The sequence below is a fragment of the Paenibacillus sp. DRB1-1 genome, assembly GCF_052119485.1.
Taxonomy (GTDB): domain Bacteria; phylum Bacillota; class Bacilli; order Paenibacillales; family Paenibacillaceae; genus Paenibacillus; species Paenibacillus polymyxa_B.
The window spans coordinates 4,550,370-4,563,681 of sequence record NZ_JBODQH010000001.1; the positions used below are offsets into that span (position 1 = coordinate 4,550,370).

12 protein-coding genes are annotated in these 13,312 nt (G+C 45.4%); all 12 read left to right on the top strand.

The window, feature by feature from the left end:
* The first annotated feature begins 115 nt into the window (after positions 1 to 115).
* On the top strand, positions 116 to 1,525 hold the full coding sequence (locus ACQW03_RS20445; protein WP_441951477.1) for an amino acid permease: 1,410 nt from the start codon (positions 116 to 118) through the stop codon (positions 1,523 to 1,525).
* 380 nt (positions 1,526 to 1,905) lie between these two features.
* The gene (gene yqfC / locus ACQW03_RS20450) at positions 1,906 to 2,199 is read left to right on the top strand and encodes a sporulation protein YqfC (protein WP_023989488.1); all 294 of its coding nucleotides are present in this window, start codon (positions 1,906 to 1,908) and stop codon (positions 2,197 to 2,199) included.
* Entirely contained in the window at positions 2,196 to 3,389 is a 1,194-nt protein-coding gene (gene yqfD / locus ACQW03_RS20455) for a sporulation protein YqfD (RefSeq protein ID WP_441951479.1), read from the top strand. Before yqfC ends, yqfD begins: the two co-directional genes overlap by 4 nt.
* A gap of 6 nt (positions 3,390 to 3,395) precedes the next feature.
* Positions 3,396 to 4,367: a PhoH family protein gene (locus tag ACQW03_RS20460; RefSeq protein ID WP_013311138.1), complete on the top strand. Its 972-nt coding sequence runs from the start codon at positions 3,396 to 3,398 to the stop codon at positions 4,365 to 4,367.
* A gap of 95 nt (positions 4,368 to 4,462) precedes the next feature.
* Entirely contained in the window at positions 4,463 to 6,709 is a 2,247-nt protein-coding gene (locus ACQW03_RS20465) for an HD family phosphohydrolase (RefSeq protein ID WP_441951481.1), read from the top strand.
* Positions 6,710 to 6,764: 55 nt separating this feature from the next.
* Positions 6,765 to 7,262 carry an rRNA maturation RNase YbeY gene (ybeY, locus tag ACQW03_RS20470; RefSeq protein WP_220029889.1) on the top strand — a complete coding sequence of 166 codons (498 nt, stop codon included), beginning with the start codon at positions 6,765 to 6,767 and terminating at the stop codon, positions 7,260 to 7,262.
* Positions 7,262 to 7,636, top strand: coding sequence for a diacylglycerol kinase family protein (locus ACQW03_RS20475; protein WP_071641809.1), 375 nt, complete (start codon positions 7,262 to 7,264; stop codon positions 7,634 to 7,636). Before ybeY ends, ACQW03_RS20475 begins: the two co-directional genes overlap by 1 nt.
* Before the next feature lie 49 nt (positions 7,637 to 7,685).
* Positions 7,686 to 8,588: a GTPase Era gene (era, locus tag ACQW03_RS20480; protein WP_071641807.1), complete on the top strand. Its 903-nt coding sequence runs from the start codon at positions 7,686 to 7,688 to the stop codon at positions 8,586 to 8,588.
* Between the two features lie 395 nt (positions 8,589 to 8,983).
* Entirely contained in the window at positions 8,984 to 9,121 is a 138-nt protein-coding gene (locus ACQW03_RS20485; RefSeq protein ID WP_013372137.1) for a YqzL family protein, read from the top strand.
* Positions 9,122 to 9,163: 42 nt separating this feature from the next.
* Positions 9,164 to 9,916, top strand: coding sequence for a DNA repair protein RecO (gene recO, locus ACQW03_RS20490; RefSeq protein ID WP_025722121.1), 753 nt, complete (start codon positions 9,164 to 9,166; stop codon positions 9,914 to 9,916).
* A gap of 403 nt (positions 9,917 to 10,319) precedes the next feature.
* Entirely contained in the window at positions 10,320 to 11,207 is an 888-nt protein-coding gene (glyQ, locus tag ACQW03_RS20495) for a glycine--tRNA ligase subunit alpha (RefSeq protein WP_023989480.1), read from the top strand.
* Entirely contained in the window at positions 11,200 to 13,272 is a 2,073-nt protein-coding gene (gene glyS, locus ACQW03_RS20500) for a glycine--tRNA ligase subunit beta (protein ID WP_441951485.1), read from the top strand. Before glyQ ends, glyS begins: the two co-directional genes overlap by 8 nt.
* Positions 13,273 to 13,312: the final 40 nt, after the last annotated feature.

Below are 13,312 nucleotides of genomic sequence, written 5' to 3' on the forward strand. Positions count from 1 at the left end.
CTCAATGATAGATACTTATGAAATTTACTCCAAATTTAGCTAAAATTTGATTTATATCGAGGTGATAAAACAAGATTATAAAAATGGAAAAATAATTTTTAGGAGGATGGGATGGATGGGAAATAGCTTGTTCAGAAAGAAGAGCATTGATCAGTTGATTGCCGCTACGCGGGGGGAAAAAGCACTCAAAAGGGAACTGGGTGCGTTTGATTTAACGATGCTTGGGATTGGAGCCATTATCGGAACGGGGATTTTTGTGTTGACAGGTACGGGAGCAGTTACGGCTGGTCCAAGCTTGGTACTTTCTTTTGTGATTGCGGGACTCGCCTGTTTATTCGCAGCATTGGCTTATGCGGAGTTTGCATCCACCGTTCCAGTATCCGGTTCTGTTTACACTTTTACATATGCTACGATGGGGGAACTATTGGCCTTTATTATTGGATGGGATTTAATTTTGGAATACATGCTGGCAGCCAGCGCTGTTTCCGCAGGTTGGTCGGGTTACTTTGTATCATTTTTGAATGGAATTGGCCTTCACATTCCGCTTGAATTCACTGCTGCACCGGGGACTTTAAAAGACCAAACTACTTATTTTAATTTCCCAGCTTTTTTAATTTTGATGGGTATCACGTTCTTGCTTTATTTTGGGATAAAAGAATCAAAACGGATAAACAACTTCATGGTAATTGTAAAGATTATTGTTATTTTATTATTTATCATCGTTGCTTTTAAATATGTGAAGCCAGATAATTGGACACCATTTATGCCGTTTGGGTTCAGTGGGGTATTTGGAGCCGCAGCTCTTGTGTTTTTTGCTTTTATTGGTTTTGATGCTGTTTCATCAGCGGCTGAAGAAACCAAAAATCCCGCTCGTGATTTACCACGAGGGATCATTTTCTCACTCGTTATTTGTACGTTTTTGTATGTCATTGTTAGCGCGATTATGACTGGTATAGTACCGTTTATGCAATTTGAAGGTATCTCTCATCCAGTTTCATTGGTATTGCAGGTTGCGGGCCAGAACTGGGTTGCGGGTATTGTAGATATAGGAGCTATCTTAGGGATGACAACGGTCATGTTGGTAATGCTCTATGGTCAAACTCGCATTATGTTTGCTATGTCACGTGACGGTTTAGTCCCCAAGGTATTATCCAAGGTTCATTCAAAATATAAAACGCCCTACATTAACACGTTGTTTTTTGGTACTTTATCTGCATTAATGGGTGGGCTGATCCCGCTAGATGAGTTAGCTAGTTTGGTGAACATTGGAACCTTGTCAGCATTTATTCTGATTTCGGTCGCCGTCATCGTTATGAGAAAAACACAACCTGACTTGCCAAGGGCCTTCCGATGTCCTGGAGTTCCGTATATTCCGATCCTGGCTATCGTTTCATGTGGGGTGCTCATTCTTAATTTGAATGGTCAGACATTTATTCGCTTTATTATTTGGCTTGTCATTGGTATGGCTGTTTACTTCTTATATTCTAGAAAAAATTCTCTTTTGAATCGAGATACCGAAAAATAACCGTGTCATCTAATGAAAATCAAAAAAAGACAACCTTGTTTTCGATATGAAAACGAGGCTGTCTTTTTTTGTTTGAATTTTAAAAGGACACATCTTCTTCCTCTGCAATATAGCAGCTGCTGCGAATTGTAAGTTTAGCCTCATAAATGCGGGGACTGGATCATAAAATGTACAGTACAGATATCTGTGGCGCTGGTGTAATGGCGTTCACTGATAATAAGAATATAAGATGAAAAGCCAGCAGCGTAGCTGCCATGAAACATCTATGGGTACCGAATGGCAATAACAGAAGATGAAAAAATAGCAGCGTGCTGTCATCAAAACAACGATTAGCCGTTGGATAACAGATGTTTTGATGACAGGAAAGGAGATTTCGCCGTATGAGCCGGATGAGCCGCAAACTGCGAAAGTGGGCCAGCGAGACGCTGGAGCTTCCGCAGGACATTCTATTTGACCTGCCGCGGTTAACCCTCATCGGCAGCCGCCAGCTTTATGTGGAGAATCACCGGGGCGTGGTGGATTTCACACCGAATCAGCTCGTACTTGCACTTGAGAAAGGCAGGCTGCGGGTGTCCGGCCATGATTTAGTCATTACGTCTATTCTGCCAGAGCAGGTAAGTGTGGAGGGACATATAACAGATATCCAAATGGAAGGAACGGAGGAAGGCTCGTGAAACATCCTGCTTTAGCAATACTGCGTGGCACGGTTACCCTTGCTGTCAAGGGCGAAAGTGTGGAAGTTTTCATTAATTTACTCACCGATCACCATATACCTGTTTGGAACGTGCGGCCGATGGGTACTAGACATGCAGAAATGAACCTTCTGCTGCCGCACGTCTTCCTCCTACGCCCGCTTTTGAGAAGGACAGGCTGTAAAATGCATGTTCTGAAGCGGCAAGGGCTTCCCTTTACTGTTATACGACTTGCCAAACGTAAATTTTTTATGGCTGGATTGGCTTTGTTCTGGATAGGCCTCCTGCTGATGTCTTCGCTTATCTGGGACATTGAAGTGAAGGGGAATGATAAGCTCCCGACGGAATCCGTTCTCAAAGCCGCCCGACAGGAGGGGCTGTATCCGTTTCAATGGAGCTTTCGTCTTTCCAGTCAAGACAAGCTTTCCCGTGCGCTCATGCAGAAGCTTCCAGAGGCATCCTGGATCGGTGTGGAAAAGCAGGGTACTTTGGTAACGATTCAGGTTGTTGAAGCTTCACAGCCTACCCCTGCGCCGCTCTACAGCCCACGTCATATCATCAGTAAGGCAGATGCGGTAGTCACTGAAATTTTTGCCGAGCAGGGTCGTCCTGTCGTGCATAAAAATACGCGTGTCAAAAAAGGAGCCATTCTCATCTCGGGAACGCTTGGAGATGAGGAGAATCAGCAGCAGGTCGTAGCCAAAGGAGAGGTTAAGGGTCTTGTATGGCATGAATACGAAATTAGCAGTCCCACGGTGCAACGCAGCAGCACGTATACAGGTACCAGTCACGACCGCTTGTATCTGGTGTTAGGCAACCGTGCGATACAATTGTGGGGATATGGGAAAATACCTTATTCTACACATAAAACAACAGTTGAACATGATCCGCTAACATGGCGTTCCTACAAACTTCCGATGGGTTGGATGACTGAAAGTATAAGGGAGACAAAGATACAAGAGCAGAAGCTTACGGAAGCAGAAGCGAAAATGTCAGGAATAGAAGGCGCGCGAGCTGATATTTTAGCTAAATACGGCAAAGGAACGAAAATAATGAGCCAAAAAATTTTGCATGAGAAGAGAGAGAATGGTAAAGTTTATATGAAAGTGCTTTTTGAAGTGGAGCAGGATATTGCGGAAGAACTTCCGTTAGTTCATAACCAAGGAGAATGAGGCTATTTGGCAGAACAACAACGCAGCATACAAATTGCATTGAACAATGCGGGAGAAGGACAGGCGTTATTTGGCCCGCAGGATTCCTTTTTAAAATTAATCGAAGCCGCTATTCCAGCAAAAATAGCATCTCGTGAGGCAGAAGTTAATGTTTTTGGTAATGCTCACGAGGTGGAAGTGCTCGAACAATTGTTCGATGTATTACTCCAGTTAATTCGCAATGGGTATATACTGACCGAAAGGGACGTCCATTATGCGATTGAATTGGCAAAAGATTTGCGCGCTGATCAGCTGCTCGATTTGTTCAAGGGTGAAATTACGACGACGTTCCGGGGGAAGCCGATTCGCGTCAAAACGATTGGACAAAAGCACTATGTAACCACGATTAAGAAACGCGATATTGTATTTGGAATTGGCCCGGCGGGTACGGGTAAAACCTATCTGGCTGTAGTGCTGGCCGTAGCTGCCCTGAAGGAAGGTTCAGTCAAGCGCATTGTACTGACTCGTCCTGCGGTCGAAGCAGGGGAGAATTTAGGTTTTTTACCAGGGGATTTGCAGGAAAAGGTTGATCCGTATTTACGCCCATTGTATGATGCCCTATACGATGTGATGGGCCCAGAGCAGACTGCAAAGGCACTGGAGCGCGGGTTAATAGAAATTGCTCCTTTGGCTTATATGCGGGGACGTACGCTGGATGATTCATTTATTATTTTGGACGAAGCGCAAAACACCACACCCGAGCAAATGAAAATGTTTTTGACTCGACTTGGTTTCGGCTCCAAAATGGTCATTACCGGCGATGTTACGCAAATTGATTTGCCTCGTGGCAAAAAATCCGGTCTGATTGAAGCGAATGCGATTTTACAAGGGATTGAAGAAATAGGCTTTGTCCAGTTTGCAGAAGAGGATGTTGTCCGTCATTCCCTAGTTCAAAAAATCATTGTTGCTTATGACCGTATTGCTGAAAATCATGGATAGACATTCAATCACGAGTATGGTGTGTACGATCAGAAAAAGTATAAAATGAGCAGTGTAGCTGCCTTGAAAAAGATGATGGAGAGGGATTGTTTTAGATGACCTCGAAGGAATTATCTAAAGGAAAAACGTTCCAGCATAGAATGAATGGATGGAAGTATAGCGTGGCGACACGCTATCTTCTGTTTTTATTTTTGGTGGTTCTTTTTTATGTAGGCTTTGCGTCCAAGCTGCTTCCCGAGCGTTATGACATTCGGGTAAATCAACCGAGTGAAAAGGAAATTGTCGCCCCGATGCAGCTTCCTAACAGTAAGGCGACCTTGAAGGCTCAAGAGGAATCAGCTGAACGTGTGCAGCCCATGTATACCATTGTGCCAGTTCGCAACGATAACCTGATTACTGGTATTTTGGATCGAATTGAACGGCTCAATCAGGATGATCAGGTTTCCAGAGTAGATAAGATTTTGATTTATAAGGATGAGATTCCGCAACGTGCACGGGAATTTGTGCAAAATTTTGTGAATAACAGCCGTAATGCGGATGCCTACCCAGATAAGTTGCTGGATGAAGTGCTGGAAAAAACGAAAGAGCAAACGTACCGAATTCCAGAGGAGACATTCATTAAAATTCCGCGCCTTACATCTGAGGATATTGCTGAAATGCGGCCTGTCGCCCGTGAGATTGTGACAGGGTTGATGAATGATCAAATTACGGATGCCCAGACAGCCCGAGCGAAGGTAGCGGAGCGGGTTAGTACAAGCTCGCTTACTAAGCGTACTTCACGGGAGGTTGTTCAGGAACTTGCAAGGCTTGTGATTACCGCCAACAAGTTTTATGATGATACAGCTACGAAGGACGCCAAGGTACAGGCTCGTGAAGATACACCGACAGTTTACATTAAACAGGGTGAAGTACTCGTCAAGAAGGGTGAGATTATTACCCAGGAAATCTACACACTGCTTGATGAAAATGAACTGCTCAAGGATAAAATCAATTATTGGCCACAATTTGGACTACTGATGTTGTCTATGATGCTGGCATTGGGCCTGTTTATGTATATTCGTCAATTCCAATCACGAACACGAAACTTCAAGTATAATAATGCGCAGTTGCTCATGCTAGTATTAATCTTTGTGATTACAGTGGGAGCAATGATGTTAATTTCCATACTGCAGAACAGTGAACGGTCCTATCTCGGCTATCTGGCGCCTATCGCGCTTGGAGCTATGCTCGTAACGCTGTTGCTTGATATGTCGTTGGCTTTCGTATGTGCCGTTATATTCAGTATATTGGCAAGTGTTATTTTGAATGTCCGTCAGGGACAAATTTTTGACTTTAATTTTGGTTTTTTTGCTCTTGTGGTCTGTCTGGCAGCGATTTTCTCTACCCATCGAGCCAGCCAGCGTTCAACACTGTTCAAAGGGGCGATCATGGTATGCCTGTTCGGGGCCCTGTCTGTTTTTTCTCTGGCACTGATTGACCAAGGGAATTGGACTCAAACGACGACGCTCTATGGGGTAGCTTTCGCTTTTGCAGGCGGTCTGATAACAGCAATACTTGTTATTGGGCTAATGCCATTTTTTGAGTCTACCTTTGGTATCTTGTCGGCACTGAAGCTTGTTGAGCTGTCGAATCCCAACCATCCATTGCTCCGCAAGCTGCTTACGGAGACACCGGGAACGTATCATCATAGTGTAATGGTGGGTAATCTGTCAGAGGCCGCAGCGGAGGCTATAGGAGCAAACGGCTTGTTGTGCCGGGTTGGTTCGTATTATCATGATATTGGTAAAACCAAGAGGCCTTCGTACTTCATTGAAAATCAAAATGGGTTGGAAAATCCACATGATACAATAGAGCCCAAGCTGAGCAAATCCATCATTATCGCCCATGCTCGTGACGGGGTGGAAATGCAATTGGATTACAAGCTTCCCAAGCCAATTCGCGATATTGCCGAGCAGCACCACGGAACGACATTCTTACACTATTTTTATCACAAGGCGTTGCGTGAGGCTGAAGAGCGGGGGGTAGAGCCTGACTTCACGGAGGATGATTTCCGTTATCCGGGACCGAAGGCTCAGTCTAAAGAGTCTGCTGTAGTGGGAATTGCTGATAGCGTGGAGGCAGCAGTTCGTTCCTTACGGAAGCCGACGGTGGAACAGGTAGAATCCATGATTGAGAAAATTATTAAGAGCCGTCTTGATGATCACCAATTTAACGACTGCGAGCTGACCATGCGGGAGCTTGATATCGTGGCTCAAACCCTCAAGGAAACAGTAATGGGGATTTTCCATTCCCGTATTGAGTATCCAGAGGAAAGGCCCAAGTCTGACAACGGAAAAGCTTAATATAACTTGTGCACGAAGCGCGGTTAGAGCACTAGAATTAAAAGGAGCGGTTGGCATGGGCCTTCAATTAGCTTGGAATAATGAACAAAACGATATGGTAATTAACGAATCCTTGATTACGCTGCTGAACACCTTATTAGAGGGGGCAGGCAAAGTGGAAGGAGTCACAGACGGTGAGGTAGCCCTTACCTTCGTTAATGATGAGCAAATTCATGAGTTGAACAGGGACTATCGGGGAATTGATCGTCCCACCGACGTGTTGTCTTTTGCTATGAAGGAGACACTGGATGAAGAGCTTGAAATTATTTACGAACCGAATGAAGAAAATTCATTGAATGATGTACCGGATGTTCTGGGGGATATTATAATCTCTGTACAGACAGCGCAAGCTCAGAGTGAAGAATACGGACATTCGATTGAGCGTGAAATCGGTTTTTTGTTTGTTCACGGCTTTCTGCATCTGTTAGGCTATGATCATCAGGATGATGCGAGTGAAGCTGAAATGATGGGTAAACAGGAAGCTGTACTGGCTCAAGCGGGGTTGACAAGGTAATGAGACGTCAGCCTTGGAGAATGACCTTTCGCTATGCGGCAGAAGGCGTGATGTATGCTCTGCGTACGCAAGTAAATATGCGGATACATGTGGCCGTGGCGCTCCTTGTCATTGTAGCAGGCTTAACTCTGCACATCTCCCGGCTCGACTGGTTATTCGTCTGCGTGGCTATCGCTATAGTCATTGTAGCCGAACTGTTCAACACCGCTGTTGAAGCAACGGTGGATCTCATCTCGCCTGATATTCATCCGCTGGCCAAAGCGGCTAAAGACACCGCCGCCGGAGCCGTGCTCCTGGCAGCGGTTTTTGCTGTAATTATTGGTATATTTGTGTTTTATAGGCCTATGTTGACGTTAATTGGCTCGCTGTTTTAATGGAAAAACCAAAATAAAATAGGTGCTTAATCGCGCTGGAGGAAATGAAATGGCTAAGAAACACTTTAAATCAGGCTTTGTCGCAATTGTTGGCAGACCCAATGTCGGAAAATCAACACTGATGAACCACGTCATTGGGCAGAAGATCGCCATTATGTCAGACAAGCCACAAACTACACGCAACAAAATTCACGGCGTATTTACTACAGAGGACACACAAATTGTATTTTTAGATACACCCGGGATTCATAAGCGCCAGTCAAAATTAGGCGATTACATGAATCAGACTGCTTTTAATACGTTGGGGGAAGTAGAAGCGGTACTTTTTCTTATTGACGCTGCTGAAGGTCTGGGCGGTGGCGACCGTTTTATTGCGGAACAGCTTAAACAAGTAAAAACGCCAGTTATCTTGGTGCTGAATAAAATTGATCGCATTGAGCCGGAAGCGTTGTTGCCCCTGATTGAGCAGTATCGCAAGTTGTACGACTTTGCAGAAATCATACCGATCTCGGCCAAAATGGGCAACAATGTAAACACCCTGCTGGAGCAGGTGCAAAAATACTTGCCAGAAGGTCCGCAATATTATCCGGACGATCAAATTACCGATCATCCAGAACAGTTTGTCATCTCCGAACTGGTTCGGGAAAAAATTCTGCATATGACACGTGAGGAAGTACCCCATTCTATTGCGGTTATGATTGAAGACATGAAAGTGCAGGATAATGGGGTAGTGCATATTATGGCTGTTATTTTTGTAGAGCGTGACTCCCAGAAGGGGATCATTATCGGCAAACAGGGAGCCATGCTCAAAGAAGTGGGCAAACAGGCTCGCCAGGATATCCAAAACCTGCTAGGCTCCAAGATTTTTCTGGAACTTTGGGTTAAGGTCAAAAAAGACTGGCGCAACCAGGAACGCGTCCTTCGTGACCTTGGCTTCCATCGCGACGTCTAGAAGCACGGCAGGACTCTATAGCCACTTTAGTTTAAAGGGCTTTATTAAGGCTTAAGTCGTTTTTTATTAGATACGTATGTTTTTTTATGAACATTATAAAAAGCCGTGCCGATCCTCCGACAAAAGACGTAAAAGTAACAGTTTTTTGGTCATTCAAAGCGCCGCCCATATGCGGCGCTTAACTCTTGCTTTTTTTACCCTTTTCTTCCAGTGATGAAATAATGAGCGTTTTTACAAAAAAGGTTAACTGTATGCACTAGCGGAGCAGTGTTACAGCCCTCATACAGCAGCCTTTTTTTAACGCAATCCATTTATTTCATCGCATACTTCCCCCCTCTTCGCATCATCCTATTTTTGAGATGCAAACGTCATTTCCGAAGAAAGGATGAATACGATTGCGAGATTTTTCGTGGAAGTATTTTGCGATGACTGGAGATGTCGGTGCGTATCTGTTATATCGGGAGAGCGCCGTGACAAGGGAGCAAGACACGGATGAGGGAGAGTCGGACGAGCATGAAGAAGCCCGTGAATAGTACAAGCCACTGGCTTCTTCGCGAATGTTTGGGGGAAGAGGCATGCTTTACAGGGTGGAAGGAATCGTCATCCGCAGCATGGATTACGGTGAGGGGAACAAAATTATTACGCTTTGCACCGAAAGCGGAGGTAAAGCAGGCGTGCTGGTCAGAGGTGCAAAAAAGTCCAAAAGCCGTCACGCTGCTTTAACGCAGCCGTTTACGTACGGTGAATTCGTTTTTTTTCGAAACACAGGCTTAGGCACGTTGAATGCCGGTGAAATCATCCAATCCCACCATACATTACGCGAGGATATTACTAAAGCTGCTTACGCTTCTTATGCTTGTGAATTACTCGATCGGGTGTTACAGGATGAGGAAACAGGCGCGTTCTGGTTTAAGCAGCTTAAAGCATGTTTGGAGGCGCTGGAGAGTGGCAAAGATCCGCTGATCGTCATGAGTATTTATGAATTTAAAATATTGCAGGCGGCCGGATATGCTCCTCAGCTTGATGCATGTATTTCAAGTGGTCAACAATGTGCCGATGAAGATATGTTTGTCAGTCCGAGGCTGGGCGGAGTTTTGTGTCGGAGCTACAAGCATTATGATCCAGCTGCATTGAGCGTGACTCCACGTACATTGAAGTTGCTGCGCTTGTTCGCCAGAATGGATTTGAATCGGCTCGGCAACATTGACGTAAAGGAATCCACAAAGCTGGAGATCAAACATGTCATGCGTCAGTTCATGGATATGCAGTTGGAGGTCAAGCTGAAATCCCGAAATTTCTTGGATCAGCTCGACAAGTACGATATGTGAAACGCCTTATTCTCTTGACTGTATTGCTGAAAACGTGTAATATCCTACTATATATCTCCTTCGGGAGCAGATGCATTGAACGAGAAAGTAGCGGGATGTATTCTCTGTAATTAGCGAGTTGGGGACGGTGTAAGCCCAACGGGAATTCTTCGTGAACAAGGCACTCGGGAGCGTCTGAATGGACACGGAAAAGAGGATTACGATCTGATTGGTGATGTAGGATCGCAATCAAGTAGGGTGGAACCGCGGGAGTCAGCTCTCGTCCCTACGTCTGTACAGGCGTAGAGGCGGGGGCTTTTTGCTGTCTCTAGCAAGGCTTTTGGGATAAAATAGCCCTGTACATACGAGCTTAATGAGAAGAAATCACCAACATTTGAGGGAATTGGAAAGGGAGCGTGTACCAATGAATTTTCAGCAGATGATTTTAACGCTGCAACAATTTTGGGCTGAACACAACTGTATTATTGTACAGCCGTATGACACGGAAAAAGGGGCAGGCACGATGAACCCGATGACGTATTTACGTTCGATCGGACCTGAGCCGTGGAACGTAGCTTATGTTGAGCCTTCTCGTCGTCCGTCAGACGGACGTTATGGTGAGAACCCGAATCGCCTGTATCAGCATCATCAGTTTCAAGTAGTTTTGAAGCCTTCACCGGATAACATTCAGGAATTGTATTTAGAGAGTTTGAGCCGTTTAGGCATTAACCCTCTGGAGCATGATATTCGTTTCGTTGAAGACAACTGGGAAGCACCAACGCTGGGAGCGTGGGGCTTAGGTTGGGAAGTATGGCTGGACGGTATGGAAATTACCCAATTCACGTATTTCCAGCAAGTGGGCGGTATTGATGCCAGTCCGGTTGCCGTAGAAATCACGTACGGTATGGAGCGTCTTGCTTCCTACATCCAGGACAAGGAGAATGTGTTCGATTTGGAGTGGGTCAATGGAATCACATACGGCGATGTCTTTCACCAGCCTGAATTTGAGCATTCCAAGTATACGTTTGAAGTATCTGACGTCAAAATGCTCTTTACTCTTTTTAATATGTACGAAGAAGAGGCAAATAAAGCGATGGCGCAGCATCTTGTATTTCCAGCCTATGATTATGTGCTGAAATGTTCTCATGCGTTCAACTTGCTGGACGCTCGCGGAGCGATCAGTGTTACGGAACGGACTGGGTTTATTATACGAGTGCGTAATTTGGCACGTCAGGTGGCTGCGACCTATCTGGAGGAGCGCGAGAAGCTGGGCTTCCCGCTGTTGAAGAAAGGAGGTGCGGCAAATGTCTAAGGATTTATTGTTTGAGATCGGGTTGGAAGAAGTCCCTGCACGTTTTATCCCGAATGCAATTCAGCAGTTGAAGCAGCGTATGACGGCGTGGCTTGACAGTTCACGTATTGCTTATGGTGCTGTAGAGGCTTATGCTACACCTCGCCGTTTGGCGGTACTTGTCAAGGAAGTAGCGGAGAAGCAAGAAGATATTAACGAAGAAGTTAAAGGTCCTTCCCGCAAAATCGCACTCGACGAGGCTGGTAACTGGAGCAAGGCCGCACTAGGCTTTGCTCGCAGCCAAGGTGTTGATCCTGAACAGTTCACATTCAAGGAGCTTGGAGGCGTGGAATATATTTACGCAACTAAGAGCAGCATAGGTGTACCAACAGCGGATGTACTGTCCGAAGGTTTATTGCACATTTTACATGCCATGACATTCCCTAAATTCATGCGCTGGGCAAGTTATGACTTTAAATTTGTTCGTCCGATCCGCTGGTTGATTGCCTTGTTTGGTAGCGATATTGTTAATTTGGAGATTGCCGGCGTGCAGTCAGGAAATGTGACAAGAGGGCATCGTTTCTTGGGACAGGATGCCGTAGTAGAAAGTCCAGCTGACTATGTTGAAGTGCTTCGCAAGCAGCATGTCATTGTGGACATTGAGGAACGTCAATCGCTTATTGTAAAGCAGATTGAAGCGCTGGCTGCCGAAAAAGATTGGACGATTGCGGTCAAGGATGATTTGCTGGAAGAAGTGCTGTATTTGGTGGAAACCCCAACTGTACTGTTCGGAGGTTTTGATCCTGCGTTCCTGAACATTCCGAAGGATGTACTCATTACTTCCATGCGCGAACATCAACGCTATTTCCCAGTGCTGGATCGCACAGGAGAGCTATTGCCATACTTTGTTACGGTACGTAACGGAGGAAGTCAATCACTGGAAGTCATTGCTAAAGGGAATGAAAAAGTATTGCGTGCGCGGTTGTCTGATGCCAAATTCTTTTATGAGGAAGATCAGAAGCTGGAAATTAAGGATGCACTCTCCAAATTGGAAAGTATCGTTTTCCACGAAGAGCTGGGAACGGTTGGAGACAAAGTACGCCGTATTCGCCGTATTGCTGATGCTCTGGCAGAGAAGCTTCGCGTTTCCCCAGATACACAGGAATCGGTTAGCCGAGCAGCGGATATTTGTAAATTTGACCTGGTAACACAAATGGTATATGAGTTCCCGGAACTGCAAGGTGTGATGGGTGAGGATTATGCTCGTAAGGCTGGAGAGAAGGAAGAAGTGGCAAGAGCGGTGTTTGAGCATTACCAGCCGCGTTTTGCAGGAGAAACGGTTCCTTCAACGAATGCTGGAGCAATTGTAAGTATCGCAGACAAGATAGATACCATTACAGGCTGCTTCTCCATCGGTATTATTCCAACAGGTTCACAGGACCCTTACGCGCTTCGTCGCCAGGCAGCAGGTATTGTGCAGATATTGTTGGATCGCAAGCTTTCGGCTACGTTGTCTGATGTGTTCAATATCGCGCTCGAGGTGCACGGCAACCTTGGAAATATGAAACGTTCCGCGGATGAAATACGTAAAGAATTACATGAGTTTTTCGGATTACGCGTGAAGAAACTATTGTCCGAGACACTTCGTTATGACGTTGTGGATGCAGTGCTTGCAGCTGGATATGACGATGTTGCTTCCGTGGTTAACCGCGGAACTGCGTTAATGACTGCCGTACAAACAGGTGAGGTATTCAAAGCAACAGTTGAGTCCTTTAATCGTGTAGGTAATCTGGCTGCTAAAGCAGTTCATAAGTCATTTAATACCGGTGAGTTTACGGAGCAAGGCGAAAAAACGCTTTACGAAGCATGGTATAGCGCTTATGAATCTTATAGCGTAGCTTTACAGGAAGATGCGACACGGGCGTTAGCGCTTGCTTCATCCATTACCCCTGCGGTGACGGCGTTCTTTGATTCCGTTATGGTTATGGCTGAGGATGATGCTGTTCGTAATAATCGTTTGGCATTGCTGGCTGCTATTGACTCAGAACTGAAGCGTTTTGCCGATTTTTCCAAGCTTGTAGTTTAAACGTCAGTTGTGGTAGTATGAACAACTTGAAAAAATGGGT

What these genes read in the sequence shown, in the direction of transcription:
- glyQ (WP_023989480.1), top strand. Translation starts at nt 10,320, where the DNA reads ATGAATTTTCAGCAGATGATTTTAACGCTGCAACAATTTTGGGCTGAA.
- ACQW03_RS20465 (WP_441951481.1), top strand. Translation starts at nt 4,463, where the DNA reads ATGACCTCGAAGGAATTATCTAAAGGAAAAACGTTCCAGCATAGAATG.
- glyS (WP_441951485.1), top strand. Translation starts at nt 11,200, where the DNA reads ATGTCTAAGGATTTATTGTTTGAGATCGGGTTGGAAGAAGTCCCTGCA.
- era (WP_071641807.1), top strand. Translation starts at nt 7,686, where the DNA reads ATGGCTAAGAAACACTTTAAATCAGGCTTTGTCGCAATTGTTGGCAGA.
- recO (WP_025722121.1), top strand. Translation starts at nt 9,164, where the DNA reads ATGCTTTACAGGGTGGAAGGAATCGTCATCCGCAGCATGGATTACGGT.
- ACQW03_RS20445 (WP_441951477.1), top strand. Translation starts at nt 116, where the DNA reads ATGGGAAATAGCTTGTTCAGAAAGAAGAGCATTGATCAGTTGATTGCC.
- ACQW03_RS20475 (WP_071641809.1), top strand. Translation starts at nt 7,262, where the DNA reads ATGAGACGTCAGCCTTGGAGAATGACCTTTCGCTATGCGGCAGAAGGC.
- ybeY (WP_220029889.1), top strand. Translation starts at nt 6,765, where the DNA reads ATGGGCCTTCAATTAGCTTGGAATAATGAACAAAACGATATGGTAATT.
- yqfC (WP_023989488.1), top strand. Translation starts at nt 1,906, where the DNA reads ATGAGCCGGATGAGCCGCAAACTGCGAAAGTGGGCCAGCGAGACGCTG.